The organism is Streptosporangium sp. CA-115845, from assembly GCF_050943795.1.
Lineage (GTDB): Bacteria > Actinomycetota > Actinomycetes > Streptosporangiales > Streptosporangiaceae > Streptosporangium.
In genome coordinates this window covers 9,659,231-9,671,961 of the sequence record NZ_CP191988.1, presented here as the reverse complement: position 1 = coordinate 9,671,961, position 12,731 = coordinate 9,659,231, and the positions used below count along the sequence as shown (strand labels likewise).

Here is a 12,731-nt window from a genome sequence, read left to right as displayed (position 1 = left end):
CGCGACGTGAGCCGGAACGCCCCGCTCCGCCGGGCGCCGGTGTTCCCGTTCACCTTCGTCTCCGCACTCCCACCCCCCGACGCAGTGCTCCCGGATGCGAGGAGAAACACGAATGTCATCACCCTCCGGTACGTCAGCCGCCAACCTGCCACCTCGGTCGATTCCGGTTGTCATCACGGTGCTGCTCATCGCCGAGATCGTCAGCGCCTTCGAGACGACCATGGTCTACAACGCCCTGCCCCGGTTCATCACGGCCTTTCAGAGCAATGCCGCGGACGTCAGCTGGAGCGTGACGGCGTTCCTCCTCGTCGCGGCCGCGTCCGCCGCGCTGTGCGGCCGTCTCGGTGACGTCTACGGGCGGCGGAAGCTCCTGATCATCGTGCTGCTGCTCTCGGCGGTGGGGTCGCTGATCAGCCTCTCCACCGGCACGCTGACCGGCGTGATCATCGGTCGGGCGATCCAGGGAGCCGCCGGGGCGATCCTGCCGCTCTGCTTCGGCCTCGCCCGCGAGATGCTGCCGGCCAAGCGGGTACCGGTCGCGGTCGCGGTCATCGCGGGTGCGGCGCTCATCGCCGGAGCGTCGGGCAACCTCGTCTCCGGCCTGCTGCTCGACCTGGCGGACTGGCATCTCATCTTCGTCTTCGCCGCCGCCCTGGCGCTCGTCGCCGCCGCGGCCTGTCTGGCCCTGCGACCCTCGACCGTCGTCGCACGAGTACAGAAGATCGACTATGTGGGTGGTGTGCTCTTCGCCCCCGCCATCGCGCTGGTGCTGTTCGGGGTCACCCAGTCCCGTAGCTGGAGCTGGGGAGACGCCAGGACGCTCGGTTTCATCCTGGTCGGGCTGGCGATGCTCGCGGTCTGGGCGTGGTGGGAGCTCAGGGTCGACGACCCCATGATCAATATCCGGCTGTTCTTCCAGCACAAGCTCGCCCTGACGATGCTCGCCACCGCGGTCCTCGCGCTCGGTCCGCTCGGTATCAGCGGATTCCTCTTCCCGCTGATGATGCAGACGCCGGAGGCGGCACCGGTGGGTCTCGGGCTGAGCCCGAGCGTCGCGGGAATGCTGGCCTTCTCCACCTCCATCATCGGCTTCGTGCTCACCCCGGTCAGCGGGCGCGTCTCGGCGGCCGCGGGGGCCCGGCTCTCACTGATGATCGGCGCGGCCGTCGGTGTGGCGGGTGTCGTGATGCTCGCGGTGCTGCACAAGAGCGTCGTCGGCCTGGTCGCGAGCACCCTCGTCATCGGCATCTCGACGGCGTTCGTCTACACCGCGCTGCCCAACCTGGTGGTCGAGGCGGTTCCCGCGGAGAACACCAGCGAGGCGACCGGCGTCAACGTCGTCACCCGCACCGCGTTCCAGGGCGTCGCCACCTCGGTCGGGGCCGTGCTGCTCGCCTCCGCCACCGTGCCGGGGACGACGTTCGGCACCGAGGCGGCCTACTTCAAGGTGTTCGCCCTGATGGGGGTCTGCTGCCTGATCACGTTCGTGATCGGCATGGCCATCAAGCCCGGACGGGAAACGGCGCAACCCGCGGCGCCCGGGGTCGTGACCCCCGTGGCGGCGCAGGCCGACTGACGGCCAACACCGGTTCGGAGGCCCCGGGACGACGACGTCCCGGGGCCCCTGCCCGATCCGTCTTGGCCTCGGGGTTTTCGGCGGTACGGTCCCCGGTGCGCCGGAATTGTCGCCCCTCGGTGCCAGACTCGCTCGGCATGAGCGACGATGTGCGGCTGAGGGATGTCGAAGAGGCCGATCTGGAGCTGTTCTTCGAGCACGAGCACGACCCCGAGACGGTCCGGCGGTCGAAGTTCGTCCCCCGGGAGCGGGAACGCTTCATGACCCACTGGACCACCAGGGTCCTGGGAGACCCCACGAACCTGGTGCGGACGGTCACCGTGGACGGCGAGGTGGCCGGCAATGTCGTGTCCTGGTGGGAGGGGGACATGCGCTTCATCGGATACGTGTTCGGCCGGCGGTACTGGGGCCGGGGCATCGGCACCCGGGCACTGAGGCTCCACCTGCGGCAGGAGCGGACCCGCCCGCTCTACGCCGACCCCTTCGGCGGGAACATCGGCTCGGTGCGAGTGCTGGAGAAATGTGGCTTCCGGCACGTCGAGGCGGTCCAGTACGGCGAACACGAGCACCTCATGTTCGTACTGGACGGGCATCCCTTCCCCGCCTGATCCGAGAATCCGGAGCACTCCGGGGGCTGCGGTCAGATCGCGGCCCAGCGCAGAGGTCGGCTGGCCCCGGATTCGACCCTGGCTTGCAGAATCATATTTCCATATGGAAATATGAGCGCGTGAGCGCCTACGCAGCCCTGGCCGAGCCGCATCGCAGGCAGATTCTCGACCTGCTCCGTGAGGGCGAGCGGCCCGCCGGAGAGCTGGTGAAACACTTTGACCTCAGCCAGCCCGGCGTGTCCAAACACCTCAAGGTATTGCGCGAGGCCGGACTCGTCGTGGTTCGCATCGAGGGCAAGCAGCGTGTGTACGCGCTGTGCCCAGAACCCCTTGCCGAGGTCGACCAGTGGCTGGAGCCCTATCGCGTGTTCTGGTCGAGGCGCCTCGACGCCCTGGAACAACACCTGGAGGAGAACCCGTGATTCACGGAACCCTGGAGACGATCGCCCAGCGCTGCGCTTCGAGCGCACGCTCGCCCACCCGATCGAGCGCGTGTGGCGAGCTGTCAGCGTGCCCGCGGAGCTGGAGCGCTGGTTCCCCGCAGCCGTCGACTGGACGCCGGCGAAGGGTGAGACCTTCGAGGCCGCCGGCCAGACCCTGGAGGTGACCGAGGTCGACGCACCCCGCCGCCTGGCGTGGACCTACGCCGGCCAGCTGCACAGCTTCGAGCTGGTGGCCGAGGGAGACGGCTGCCGTTTGATCTTTACCCACGTCATCGGCGACCTCGACTCCGCGGCGCAGACCGCCACCGGCTGGGAGACCTACTTCTGGCGGCTCGGGCCGCATCTCGCCGGCCAGTTCATCTCAGAAGAGGTGGCGCACGAGCCGTGGGAGGAGCTCCACGAACACTACGCCCAGCGCTTCGGGGTGGACCCGGGCCCAGGCCGGCGCTTCGCGGCGGCTCTGCGTGGAAACAACGGCGACGCCTGAGTTACCGCACTACGGCATCGAGAAGGCGCAGGAACAGGTCGGCGTTCATCTTGCTTTCCTCGACGCTGTGATGATCGCCTGCTGCTCGTCCCGGGTCAAGATCGTTCGTCCTCGGCTTCGCCTGCGGGCGCTGCATCTTGACCCGGCTCCTCCCGCCGACGGCAGCGGCCGGGTATCGGGCGGCAGCTGAGGCGGAGCACGTCTTCACCGGAACCGTCCTGGAAAAGCTGCCCACTCCCTGGTGGTACGGCTTGCATCTCCTGACGGCGCTGGCCGTGATCACCGTACTGGTGCTCTCCTCTCGCCGCGAGGCCGCCCGAAGCCCGAGAACGCTCCGCTTGATCTCCCGCAGCCGCGCGAGCGCGCTGCCGGAGAAGGACTTCGCCGCCGTGTCACCGGGGGACAGCAAGGTGTACGGCTTGCGGCCGCTGATGTAGGCATCCAGGTCGGCCACGACCTCGGCCTGCTTGGCGCGCGTCGCATCGGCCGCGTGCGGCAGGCCGAGACCCAGCAGGCCGAGCAGGTACGGCTCAGCCACCGCGCCGCTCGCACCGGCCCCGCCGACTGCTGGATCACTGGTGCGGCGATTGCGGGACGCGTCGAAGAGCTCCGGCCGCCGGACCACGTGGTTTACGCGACCAGCAGAAGTGCGCCGATCGTCAGCATCACCGCAGCGGTGGCGCCGTGGATGCCGTAGGCGGCCGCCTTGGGCCCGTTGCTGCGCAGCACGATCACCGCGTCGCCGACGGGTATGGCGCCGGCGGCCAGCATGAACCAGCCCAGCAGCTGGGTTGTCCCGCCGACCAGCACGATGAGAATGAAAAGCCCTGAGGCGATGTCGCGCACGCCCTTGACGGACAGCCAGGCATGGAAGCTCCGGTCCTCGGTCGGCGTGTCGGGGATGCCGAAACCGGCCGCCCCCTGCGGCGCCCAGAAGGCGCGGGCGCCCATGAAGATGACGCCCGCGCCGATCAGTCCGGCAAGCACAGTGGCGATGGTGCTGAGCATGAGATGTCCCCCTTGATAGCAGCGCCGTCTCTAGCGGCGCTAGATATAGTAGCGACGATATTCCTATCGTAGACATCTTGTCTAGCGTTGCTATGATGCTGCTATGTCCGCCACCACCAAACGCCGCGAACGTGAACGCGCCCAACGCCATCAGCTGATCATCACAACCGCCCGCGAACTGGCCGAGGCCGAAGGGTGGGAGGCAGTGACAACGCGAAGGCTGGCGGAGCGCGTCGAGTACAGCCAGCCCGTGCTCTACAGCCACTTCAACGGGAAGGACGCCATCCTGCGCGCCGTTGCCATCGAAGGCTTCGCTGAACTCGCGGCCCGACTGCGCCATGCCCGGCTGGCCACCCCCGAGCCGCCTCAGGCACTGCACGCCGTCTGCCGCGCCTACCTGGAGTTCGCGACCGAGCAGCCCGCCCTCTACCAGGCCATGTTCGTTCTGCCGACCGATGTGAAGTTCGCGCACGCCGAGACGCCGCCCCCACTGCGCGCCGCCTTCGACGAGTTCGTGAGCTGCTTCCGCTCGGACAACCTGCGACGCGAACTGTTCGCCGAAGTCACCTGGAGCGCGTTGCACGGCATAGCCGCCCTGTCGGACAGCGGCCGCATCCCCCCGAACGGCCAAACGGAGCGGCTCGACTTCCTCGTCACCCAGATCGCCGGCACGCCAAGTGGACCGGCCACGCCGTGAGGGGCACAGGACCCGCTCGCCGTACCGCGCCAGACCTTCCCCGGCTGGTACATCGACCACGACACCCCCACCCCCACGAGCAGTGGTCAGGTTCGTTCGGGGACGCCTGGTCCATCTCGCGTCCCCGATGAGATCGCCGCCACGCGCCTGACACGCAGGTGCGCGTGTTCGCGCACGGTCCGCACGCAGGGCGGCCGACCGGTTACCGCCACGGGCGGTGGACGACCTTCTTCGCGGAACGGCCGGGGTAGACGACGATCAGATGCTCCTCGACGGGCGCGTTGTAGTCGTCCTCGTCCAACTCAAGCGCGCGGGCGTAGACACGCATCCGGTAGCGGCCGGGGCCGTCGACGGCCAGGTTGGGCAGCGGCTTGATCGCCCCGCTGTCGCCGCCCTCGGGGTACGGCGGTACGACCAGGCGGCCGCTGCGGCTGAGGAGGCCCACCTCGACCACCCGCTCCCAGCCCTTGAGCCGGAGCGGCGGGGCGGCGCCGAACGCCTTGACCGTCAGGCACATCGGCGCGTTCTCGCCGTCGGTCGTGATGGCGGCGCTGCTGCCGGCGGCGTCGATGAACCCGTCGTCGATGGCCTTGAAGATGTCACCGCCCGCGCCCTCGGTGCTGTCCCGATCGTCGAAGACGGCATAGCCGCCCCCGTCGAAGAGCAGGTACGCGGCCGTGCCCTGCCGCCTGGCCCGCAGCTTCGGCCAGGGGTCGGCGCATCGGGCGTTCATCTCACTCTCCCAAGCGGCCAGCTCCCGCTCCCGCTCGGCCTGTTCACGCGCCTCGTCCGCCCGCTGCCGGGCGACGACGTCGGGGCACAGGAACTCCAGGGCGTCGCCGAGGTCGCCCGCGCCCGCCGACCCGCCCGCCCGCCGGAGCAGCGCCTGCCGCTGCTCGACGCCGGGCACCGCACACAGTTTCTCGCCGCGGGCCAGGATGCGCTGGTCCGGCAGGTCCTCGGGGAACATCGGCGTCCCCGTGTGGGTGCCGTTCCTGGCCAGGCACAGAAATGCCCGCCGCCGGTCCTGCGGCAGGGTGTCGGCGTAGGACCGGATCCGCTCGCGGCAACCCTCGTCCGCGCCGGTGAAGCTGAACCGGGCGCCTTCCTCGGCGCCGACCACGACGAGCGGCAGCACGAGCGCCACGGCGACGATCGGCCGCGGCCCGCGGCCGGTGGCGGGCCGCGTGCTGGTTTCAGCGGTGGGCATGCCGACGGGCCCGGCGAGCTCATGCGCGGTGCGCGCCAGCCACACCGTGTGGAACACGCCGAGCGCGCTCACCACGAGCCCCAGGCCGTCGAACAGCAGCCACTGGAAGGCGAGGTTGAGCACGGGGAAGGCCAGCAGGACGACGAGCGCGATCCGCCCGATGTCGATCGTGGCGCTGCTCCACCGCCCGTCGCGGCGCTGCCCGACGAGGATCATCACCGTCCAGCCGAAGCTCGCCAGTCCCAGCAGGCTGATCACCTGGAGGCCGGGGCCGTCGAGGAAGCGCAGCAGCGCCGGGGTCAGCACGCCGATCAGGCCGAGCGCGAGGGCGATCGCCCGGAACCGGGCCGAGACTCCGGAGACGACCCGCACCAGCAGGATCACCGTGGCGGCCCACACGACCAGGCTCGCGACGTACTCCACGGTGTCGGACAGCGCGTCAACGAGTTCCCAGAGCACCAGGTCGCCGGCGACGTTCGCATAGAGCAGGCGCCGCAGCCAGACCACGCTGCGCGGCAACCCCTCGGCGCGCGGCAGTGCGGGACCGCGCAGCACCTGCCACAGCATCCACGCGTTGAGCCCGCAGATCCCGGCGAGCAGGGGACCCAGCCAGTCTTCCTCCGCGGAGATGCCCCACATCGAGGCCATCGCGGCCACCGACAACGCCGACAGGCCGCCGGACACGGCGGTTACCGCCGCGGCGGCCAGGTAGAGCGCGACGACGACGACGGCCACGCGCCCGAAGCGGTATCGCCCGATGGCGGCCCAGATTCGAGTGACGATGCGGATGATCTTAGCGGCACATCCGAGATGCCCGTTCCGTCACGCTTTCCAGGAACGCCGCGTGCGGCGCGGGGCCGCCGCCCTTGATCCCCGCGAAGGTGATCACTCGTTCACAAATGGGTTGCAAGCGCTCTGGTCCAGGCTGCGGTCATGAGCCGTTCGCGTCGTACCAGGACGACCCGCAGTAAACGCCGCCCCACCTCTCCACCGGTCAACCGAGTGGCGGCTCGCCGCGGCCATAGGAGTTCCGGGCCCTCTCGCTGGAGTCGCACGTCCGTTCGGTCACTCCTGGAGAAGATCTTCGTTGTGGTCGCCTTGCTCATCCCGGGCGGGGGATGGGCCACGGCGGCCACCGTCCAGGCGATGCCCGACGTCCGGCTGGCGATCAGCGAGAGCGCCGCGCCTGGAACCGTGACCGTGCGGGGGTGTGAGTACAGGAACTACTCCAACAGTTCCAGGCGAACGCGGTTCTGCTATGGAACCTTCGTCTACGACGCCACCGGCGAGGCGGTCCAGGTCAGCGCCCACAGGAAAGCGGATCCGGGCGATGTCTACGCCGCCCGGATCACCCCCGAAGGAGACAAGGCCGGACTGCGGGACGTGCGGGGCGTGCTGGCCCACCTCGTCACGGCGTTCGGGGGCCTGATCATGCTGGGATTGGCGCTGATGGTCTTGGTGTTCTTCGCACGGGTGAACACGCTGTGGCCGTTCATGTCCGCCGCCGGCGCGGTAGCCGTGGTGGGGGTGGTAGGGATGGTCGTCGGCTCCATCGCGTCCAATACCTGACCGGTCGACCGCACCGAGACGGTCCGGTACGGCGAACACGAGCACCTCATGTTCGTACTGGACGGGCATCCCTTCCCTGCCTGATCTGAGAAACCGGAACACTTCAGCGGGGCATAGGGCACGACCAACCGGCCTCGGTCCCGGCATGATGGCTCCGCAGCCCCGACCGATCAGACGGAACTCACCTGCCCATTGCCCCCGGCGAGCCGGCTGTCGTCCACGTCGTGGATGCCTTCAAACCGGTCGCCAGGGGCCGGGGCCACGGCGATGCTGGAAAAGCCGCCTACCGGATCCTGAACTTCTCCCAGGGGCCGACCCCTGCGCCGCGGGCACGCAGCATCCCGTACTTGTCACCCTTGTTGCCGAGTTCCGCAGAAACATAGCGGTTGGATGAGACGGCGAGGTTCTGGATCGACACGCAGCCCGTTCCGCAGGAGGCGATATGGAACCTTTCCCAGGTACCGGGCTTGGACGTGCGGGCGCGCAGCATCCCACGGTTGGCGCCTGACCAGCCGAACTCCGCGGACACGTACTTACCGTTGGCCAGGGACTGGATTGTGTGGTTTCGACCGTTGTAGCAGATCGAGAACTTCTCCCAGGGGCCGACCTTTGTGCCGCGGGCGCGCAGCATCCCGTAATTGTCGCCCGACCAGCCGAACTCCGCGGACACGTACTTGTCGTTGGCCAGGGACTGGATGCTGCGGGTCTGACAACCTATGACGGACGCCTCCCGTCCCGCGGCTTCCGAGGTCACCGATTGGGCCAGCACGGGCGAGGCCGTGACCATCGTGCCGGCACTGGTCAGGATGAGACATGCAGCGACTACGAGCTTCTTCATGGAATCCCCCGTTGATTCAAAATGCCGCTGAACATTCTGCGGCATCGCCAACGGCACCAAACGATCTTGCCGTGTCTGTTTTCCAACCGTTATCCAGGCTGCCGGCGGGACCTCGGCTTGCGTCCCGGCCGTCGCTCGCGCCCGCCACCGGGGACCATCGACGGCGCGGTCCGTGCCGGCGTTCCCGAATATCTGCCCGCCAATCGGGCCACTTCATCGGTCTGGCTATGCCGGGGGCAGGAGCGAGATCACATTGGCATCGGCATGCACACGTTCTGCGTACTCCGTGGCCAGCGCCACGCTTGATGCGTAGTTGAGTCGTTCCTGAGTTTTACGCACGCGCTCTTCGCACATGTCGAGGATCTGTCCCCAGCGGAAGACCCACAGGCCAACTCGTCCATCGTCCTGGACGCAGTTGGATGGAAGTCCGGAGCCCTTGATCTGCCATTCCAAGGCATCGTCGATTGTGTTGCCGATCAACCAGAAGTCCCACCGGGTCTTCTCGTCGTGCTTGTATCGGTCATCGGATACCACCGCAAACGCATAACTGCGCAGCTGGGCAAGCTCTTTTTCGGTGAGGGTAAGGCTTGGTCGCTTCAATTCCACAATGAGATGGCGTTTGTTTTTGTCCGCACCGGTGACTCCGGACAGCATGAGGTCCAACCGTCCCGATCTTCCATCGGCACGACGAACCGGTCGCCTGGAGTTTCGGCGAGGGGCTATCCCTTCGAGAATCGCCAGATGCCGCTCCAGGGCTTCGGTGAGTCCCGTTTCCGAAACAGCGCTGGAGAACTCATCGCCAAAAACCCACAGCTCTTTTTCCAGCATTCGATGGAGTTGGTCCCGCTCGCGTAGCTCCCACTTCGCCTCCGGCCCGTAGATCAGGTTGCGCAGCAACATCAGGAAATCGACTCGATCGACGGTCTGCGCGTTTGCTGCGACTATGTTCCCCAGACTGGCCCGACTTACCAGGCTTTCGATCTGCTCCTTCTGTGCCACCGAAAGACTGAACAGATCTTCGAGCACCTTGGATATGGAAGCGGGCTGCCTGCGAAGCGCCTCACTGAGCAAGACCAACTGGGTGCGTCAAGCTTGCTTCCCACCCTTAAAATGACGGCTCAAAAACACTGCGACATCATCGAACGTGGCTCGCTCGGCAACTTCGACATCCGACCTAGGTAGGCCACTGTAGGGATACACTCCCTCTTCTATCCAGTGTTCGACCTGCTCTTTCGTCTGCTCGCTTTCTCGCGTACTAAAGTGCACTCGTATTTGAGCGCGAGCTGTCTTTTCGGCACCCCTTGTCGGATCATCTTGCCGGGCTGCATGCTCAATGAAGTCTGGCTTGACTTCGACTGGGGTGTGCATGTGGTCATCATTGCCAATCACTGTGCGTAGCGCAACAGTGATCCGGGTAATGGGCTACGAAGTTGGGCTGGCTATTGAGGTTGAAGTCCGGAAATTATGCCGTCGACGATGATATGCGATTGTTTGGAAACTTCGTATTTGATATTCCGGAATTATGGGGTATCCGGAAGGCGGTGGATTGACCGCCCAAGACCGGGTGCGACGTGAGGACGAGGTCCTGCGCTTGCCGCACGGCTGGGCGCACCCGAGGCAACCTCGGCCGTGCGGCACTCGCGTCCGGTTAGATTTCTCCGTTGCGGATGCCGGTCAGGAAGTTGTTCCAGGCTGCGGGGGAGAAGGTCAGCGCGGGTCCGGATGGGTCCTTGCTGTCGCGGACGGCGACGATGCCTGGCAGGTTGATGGCTACCTCCACGCAGTCGTCTCCGTTGGGGCCGCTGTAGCTACTTTTGATCCAGATGAGGTCGGGATGGATGGATTCCATGATGCTCGCCTCTACTTAAGATGATCAATGACTTTGGTCAGGTACGCGGCGGAAACCTCCGCGCTGAGTGCCGACGCACGCGCATGGTCGAATATGAGCGTATAACCACGTAACTCTTCTTTGGTCTCCAAGTACAGGTCGCTCATGGCCGTCTCTACGTAGACGATCGAGCCGTCTCCCTCTTTGAAGTCGAGAATCATGAACGAGCCCTCCATGGCGGCGTGTGCGCCGGCGGCATCAGGGAGAACTTGGACGGTGATGTGATCTCGCGCTGATAGCTCGATCACATGCTCCAACTGCTGCACCATGATCTCTGGGCTGCCGACCACCTTGCGCAACGCCGCCTCGTCGAGGATGACCCACAGGTTGGGCGGATTGTCCTGTCGGAGGATCTCTTGCCGGGCAAGGCGTGCCTCAACGCGCCGGGCAATGAGGGTTTCGTCCATGACCCGACCTCTCCGAAAGATGGCGGTCATGTAGTCCGGCACCTGCAACAGTCCAGGGATGGACAATGCGTGGTAGGCGCGGATGTCGATGGCCGCTGCCTCGAACCCCGCGAGTGAACCTCTGAACACATCGCTGTACTTCGACCACCAGCCCTATCGGCCGATCGCGCTCAAACTCGATCATGCGAAGAAGATAGACGGCCATGCTCATAGGCACTCATACGGATACGAGCATGAACGAGCACATGCAGAGAAGAGCTGTAGAGGCTCGAAATCCGCCCCAAGACTCATAAAGCGGACCCGCCCGGTGCTGGAACACCGTGACGGGCCCTTGATCAGGAAGTAGGTCCTGACCCGTGAGCAACCCTAGGGCTCCAGTTCTCGACAGACAGGCGATCGGCGGCTGTGGCTGTTTCGTCGAGGTGCCGCCGATGCCGATGGGGTGTGCCGTCTGTGGGCATGCCCCGTACGCGCACGGTTGTCCCGATCGGCCCGCCGATCACGAGTACGCCCAGCCCTCCGGCGACCTGTTGGACATCCGGCTGCGGGTCCGTCGTACCGGAGACCGTTCCCTGCCGTGCTTCGAGCCCGCTCCCGTGGCCCCGGCCGAGACGATTCCGTCGATTCCCGCTCAGCGGTCCGCCGAGGTGGTCGCGCCGGTATCCGTTCAGCGGCGTGCCGGGTCGGCCCCGGCCGAGGGGATTTCGCCGATCCTCGCTCAGCGTCGTGCCGAGCGGAGCCCGGCCGTCGAGCCGTCCGTACCGGCGTCGCCTCGGCGGGTGCTCTGTCGTTCGCGTCCGGCGTCGCCGTCCAGGTCCGCTCGCACCGGGCCGCTCCGGCTCGGATGTGGGCGCCGCCTGGTGCCCCGCTCCGGGCGAAGAACCACCTGCGCACCGAACCGCTCGGCGGTCATTTCGGCTTCGTATCGGCCGCCCGGCCGGTACGGCGAACCCCTCCAGATCCTGCCCCGCTTCATGAAGCGGGCCCGTCCCACGCTGGAAACGACCGGACGGGCCCTTGATCGGATCGAGGTCCAATCAGTGAGAGATGGTAGTTCCCCCCACCCAGAGCCCACCAGTCCCGAGAAGGCGATTCCCGAGACGGCGATTCCCGAGACGGCGATTCCCGAGACGGCGATTCCCGAGACGGCGATTCCCGAGACGGCGATTCCCGAGACGGCGATTCCCGAGACGGCGGCTCCCCAGAGCACGATCCCCGGCTGGCGGTTGATCCTCAGCGATGCCGGACGGTTGTGGGCCAGCAGGGAGCGGCCCTTCTCCACGGTCGCGCTCTACGCCGGGGCCGAGCGGACCGTCGACGGCGACAGTCTGGAGGCGTTGCGGGCCGAGACCGACCGGCAGGAGACCTTCGCCCGCGAGGCGGAGGAACAGGCGGCGGCGCGGGCGGCACGCGAACAGCGGACGCAGGCGATCCCTGCCTCGGAGGAGCGGGAGACGCGAGAGCGGGAAACTTCGGAGCGGGAGCGGGAGACGCGAGAGCGGGAAACTCCGGAGCAGGAGCAGGAGCAGGAGATACGAGAGCGGGAAACTCCGGAGCAGGAGCAGGAGCGGGAGATACGAGAGCGGGAAACTCCGGAGCGGGAGCGGGCCGGGCGGGTGGTCTCATGATTCGCCGTTGTCTGGCCCGTGCCCGAGGTCGCCACCGCGACGGCCACGCCGACACCGCCTCCGTACCCCAGTACACCTGGGACCACGAGGCCCGCGCCGAGGCCGCGATGCTGGAGATCACCTGGCCCGGCTGGTCCGTCCTCTACGGCACCGGCAGCCGCCTCTTCCACGCCATCGCCACCTGGCCCACCCCCGAACCGCTGATCATCTGTGACCGGACCATCGACGGGCTCAAGGCCCAGATGCGCGAGGCCGAGACGACCGCGCTCCTGCACCGCTGGGCACTCACCTCCGGCTCGGCCACCATCGGCCACTTCTGATGAGCGGGCACGGCGGCCCCCTCCCTTCCCCGGTCCCGGGGCCGCCGTGCCG

The 12,731-nt window shown here is 67.1% G+C and carries 16 protein-coding genes; 8 read left to right on the top strand and 8 right to left on the bottom strand.

The window, feature by feature from the left end; all coding sequences use genetic code 11:
- Positions 1-112: 112 nt before the first annotated feature.
- From ACQP0P_RS45920 to ACQP0P_RS45905, 4 genes are all read left to right on the top strand, one after another.
- Positions 113-1,576, top strand: coding sequence for an MFS transporter (locus tag ACQP0P_RS45920; protein ID WP_433368985.1), 1,464 nt, complete (start codon positions 113-115; stop codon positions 1,574-1,576).
- A 137-nt stretch (positions 1,577-1,713) separates the two neighbouring features.
- Positions 1,714-2,184 (top strand): GNAT family N-acetyltransferase, encoded by a 471-nt coding sequence (locus ACQP0P_RS45915; RefSeq protein ID WP_433368982.1) that lies wholly within the window; start codon positions 1,714-1,716, stop codon positions 2,182-2,184.
- A gap of 119 nt (positions 2,185-2,303) precedes the next feature.
- Positions 2,304-2,606: an ArsR/SmtB family transcription factor gene (locus tag ACQP0P_RS45910; protein ID WP_433368979.1), complete on the top strand. Its 303-nt coding sequence runs from the start codon at positions 2,304-2,306 to the stop codon at positions 2,604-2,606.
- A gap of 70 nt (positions 2,607-2,676) precedes the next feature.
- Positions 2,677-3,114: an SRPBCC domain-containing protein gene (locus tag ACQP0P_RS45905; RefSeq protein WP_433368976.1), complete on the top strand. Its 438-nt coding sequence runs from the start codon at positions 2,677-2,679 to the stop codon at positions 3,112-3,114.
- A 1-nt stretch (position 3,115) separates the two neighbouring features.
- On the opposite strand, the gene ACQP0P_RS45900 is transcribed toward ACQP0P_RS45905, so the two are convergent.
- Together ACQP0P_RS45900 and ACQP0P_RS45895 are read right to left on the bottom strand one after the other, a co-directional pair.
- A complete protein-coding gene (locus ACQP0P_RS45900) occupies positions 3,116-3,739 on the bottom strand; it encodes a hypothetical protein (RefSeq protein WP_433368973.1) in 624 nt (207 codons plus the stop codon).
- 5 nt (positions 3,740-3,744) lie between these two features.
- Positions 3,745-4,122 carry a DUF4267 domain-containing protein gene (locus ACQP0P_RS45895; RefSeq protein ID WP_433368971.1) on the bottom strand — a complete coding sequence of 126 codons (378 nt, stop codon included), beginning with the start codon at positions 4,120-4,122 and terminating at the stop codon, positions 3,745-3,747.
- A gap of 103 nt (positions 4,123-4,225) precedes the next feature.
- On the opposite strand from ACQP0P_RS45895, the gene ACQP0P_RS45890 reads away from it, so the two are divergent.
- Entirely contained in the window at positions 4,226-4,819 is a 594-nt protein-coding gene (locus ACQP0P_RS45890) for a TetR/AcrR family transcriptional regulator (RefSeq protein ID WP_433368968.1), read from the top strand.
- Between the two features lie 202 nt (positions 4,820-5,021).
- Here ACQP0P_RS45890 and ACQP0P_RS45885 read toward each other — a convergent pair whose 3' ends face one another.
- Positions 5,022-6,764: a hypothetical protein gene (locus ACQP0P_RS45885; protein WP_433368965.1), complete on the bottom strand. Its 1,743-nt coding sequence runs from the start codon at positions 6,762-6,764 to the stop codon at positions 5,022-5,024.
- Positions 6,765-7,118: 354 nt separating this feature from the next.
- On the opposite strand from ACQP0P_RS45885, the gene ACQP0P_RS45880 reads away from it, so the two are divergent.
- On the top strand, positions 7,119-7,598 hold the full coding sequence (locus tag ACQP0P_RS45880) for a hypothetical protein (protein WP_433368963.1): 480 nt from the start codon (positions 7,119-7,121) through the stop codon (positions 7,596-7,598).
- Between the two features lie 283 nt (positions 7,599-7,881).
- Here the strand turns inward: ACQP0P_RS45880 and ACQP0P_RS45875 are convergent, their stop codons facing one another.
- The 5 genes from ACQP0P_RS45875 to ACQP0P_RS45855 form a co-directional block, all read right to left on the bottom strand.
- Positions 7,882-8,493, bottom strand: a complete 612-nt coding sequence (locus ACQP0P_RS45875; RefSeq protein ID WP_433368960.1) for a fascin domain-containing protein — start codon at positions 8,491-8,493, stop codon at positions 7,882-7,884.
- Between the two features lie 168 nt (positions 8,494-8,661).
- Positions 8,662-9,462: a hypothetical protein gene (locus tag ACQP0P_RS45870; RefSeq protein WP_433368958.1), complete on the bottom strand. Its 801-nt coding sequence runs from the start codon at positions 9,460-9,462 to the stop codon at positions 8,662-8,664.
- Positions 9,463-10,084: 622 nt separating this feature from the next.
- Positions 10,085-10,285 (bottom strand): DUF397 domain-containing protein, encoded by a 201-nt coding sequence (locus ACQP0P_RS45865; RefSeq protein WP_433368955.1) that lies wholly within the window; start codon positions 10,283-10,285, stop codon positions 10,085-10,087.
- 11 nt (positions 10,286-10,296) lie between these two features.
- On the bottom strand, positions 10,297-10,860 hold the full coding sequence (locus tag ACQP0P_RS45860) for a DUF5753 domain-containing protein (RefSeq protein WP_433368953.1): 564 nt from the start codon (positions 10,858-10,860) through the stop codon (positions 10,297-10,299).
- Positions 10,861-11,449: 589 nt separating this feature from the next.
- Positions 11,450-11,644, bottom strand: a complete 195-nt coding sequence (locus ACQP0P_RS45855; RefSeq protein WP_433368950.1) for a hypothetical protein — start codon at positions 11,642-11,644, stop codon at positions 11,450-11,452.
- A 127-nt stretch (positions 11,645-11,771) separates the two neighbouring features.
- On the opposite strand from ACQP0P_RS45855, the gene ACQP0P_RS45850 reads away from it, so the two are divergent.
- A complete protein-coding gene (locus tag ACQP0P_RS45850) occupies positions 11,772-12,359 on the top strand; it encodes a hypothetical protein (RefSeq protein WP_433368948.1) in 588 nt (195 codons plus the stop codon).
- Positions 12,356-12,679 (top strand): hypothetical protein, encoded by a 324-nt coding sequence (locus tag ACQP0P_RS45845; RefSeq protein ID WP_433368946.1) that lies wholly within the window; start codon positions 12,356-12,358, stop codon positions 12,677-12,679. The genes ACQP0P_RS45850 and ACQP0P_RS45845 overlap by 4 nt, the downstream gene beginning before the upstream one ends.
- Positions 12,680-12,731: the final 52 nt, after the last annotated feature.

What these genes read in the sequence shown, in the direction of transcription:
- ACQP0P_RS45920 (WP_433368985.1), top strand. Translation starts at nt 113, where the DNA reads ATGTCATCACCCTCCGGTACGTCAGCCGCCAACCTGCCACCTCGGTCG.
- ACQP0P_RS45915 (WP_433368982.1), top strand. Translation starts at nt 1,714, where the DNA reads ATGAGCGACGATGTGCGGCTGAGGGATGTCGAAGAGGCCGATCTGGAG.
- ACQP0P_RS45895 (WP_433368971.1), bottom strand. Translation starts at nt 4,122, where the DNA reads ATGCTCAGCACCATCGCCACTGTGCTTGCCGGACTGATCGGCGCGGGC.
- ACQP0P_RS45890 (WP_433368968.1), top strand. Translation starts at nt 4,226, where the DNA reads ATGTCCGCCACCACCAAACGCCGCGAACGTGAACGCGCCCAACGCCAT.
- ACQP0P_RS45865 (WP_433368955.1), bottom strand. Translation starts at nt 10,285, where the DNA reads ATGGAATCCATCCATCCCGACCTCATCTGGATCAAAAGTAGCTACAGC.
- ACQP0P_RS45855 (WP_433368950.1), bottom strand. Translation starts at nt 11,644, where the DNA reads ATGACCGCCGAGCGGTTCGGTGCGCAGGTGGTTCTTCGCCCGGAGCGG.
- ACQP0P_RS45845 (WP_433368946.1), top strand. Translation starts at nt 12,356, where the DNA reads ATGATTCGCCGTTGTCTGGCCCGTGCCCGAGGTCGCCACCGCGACGGC.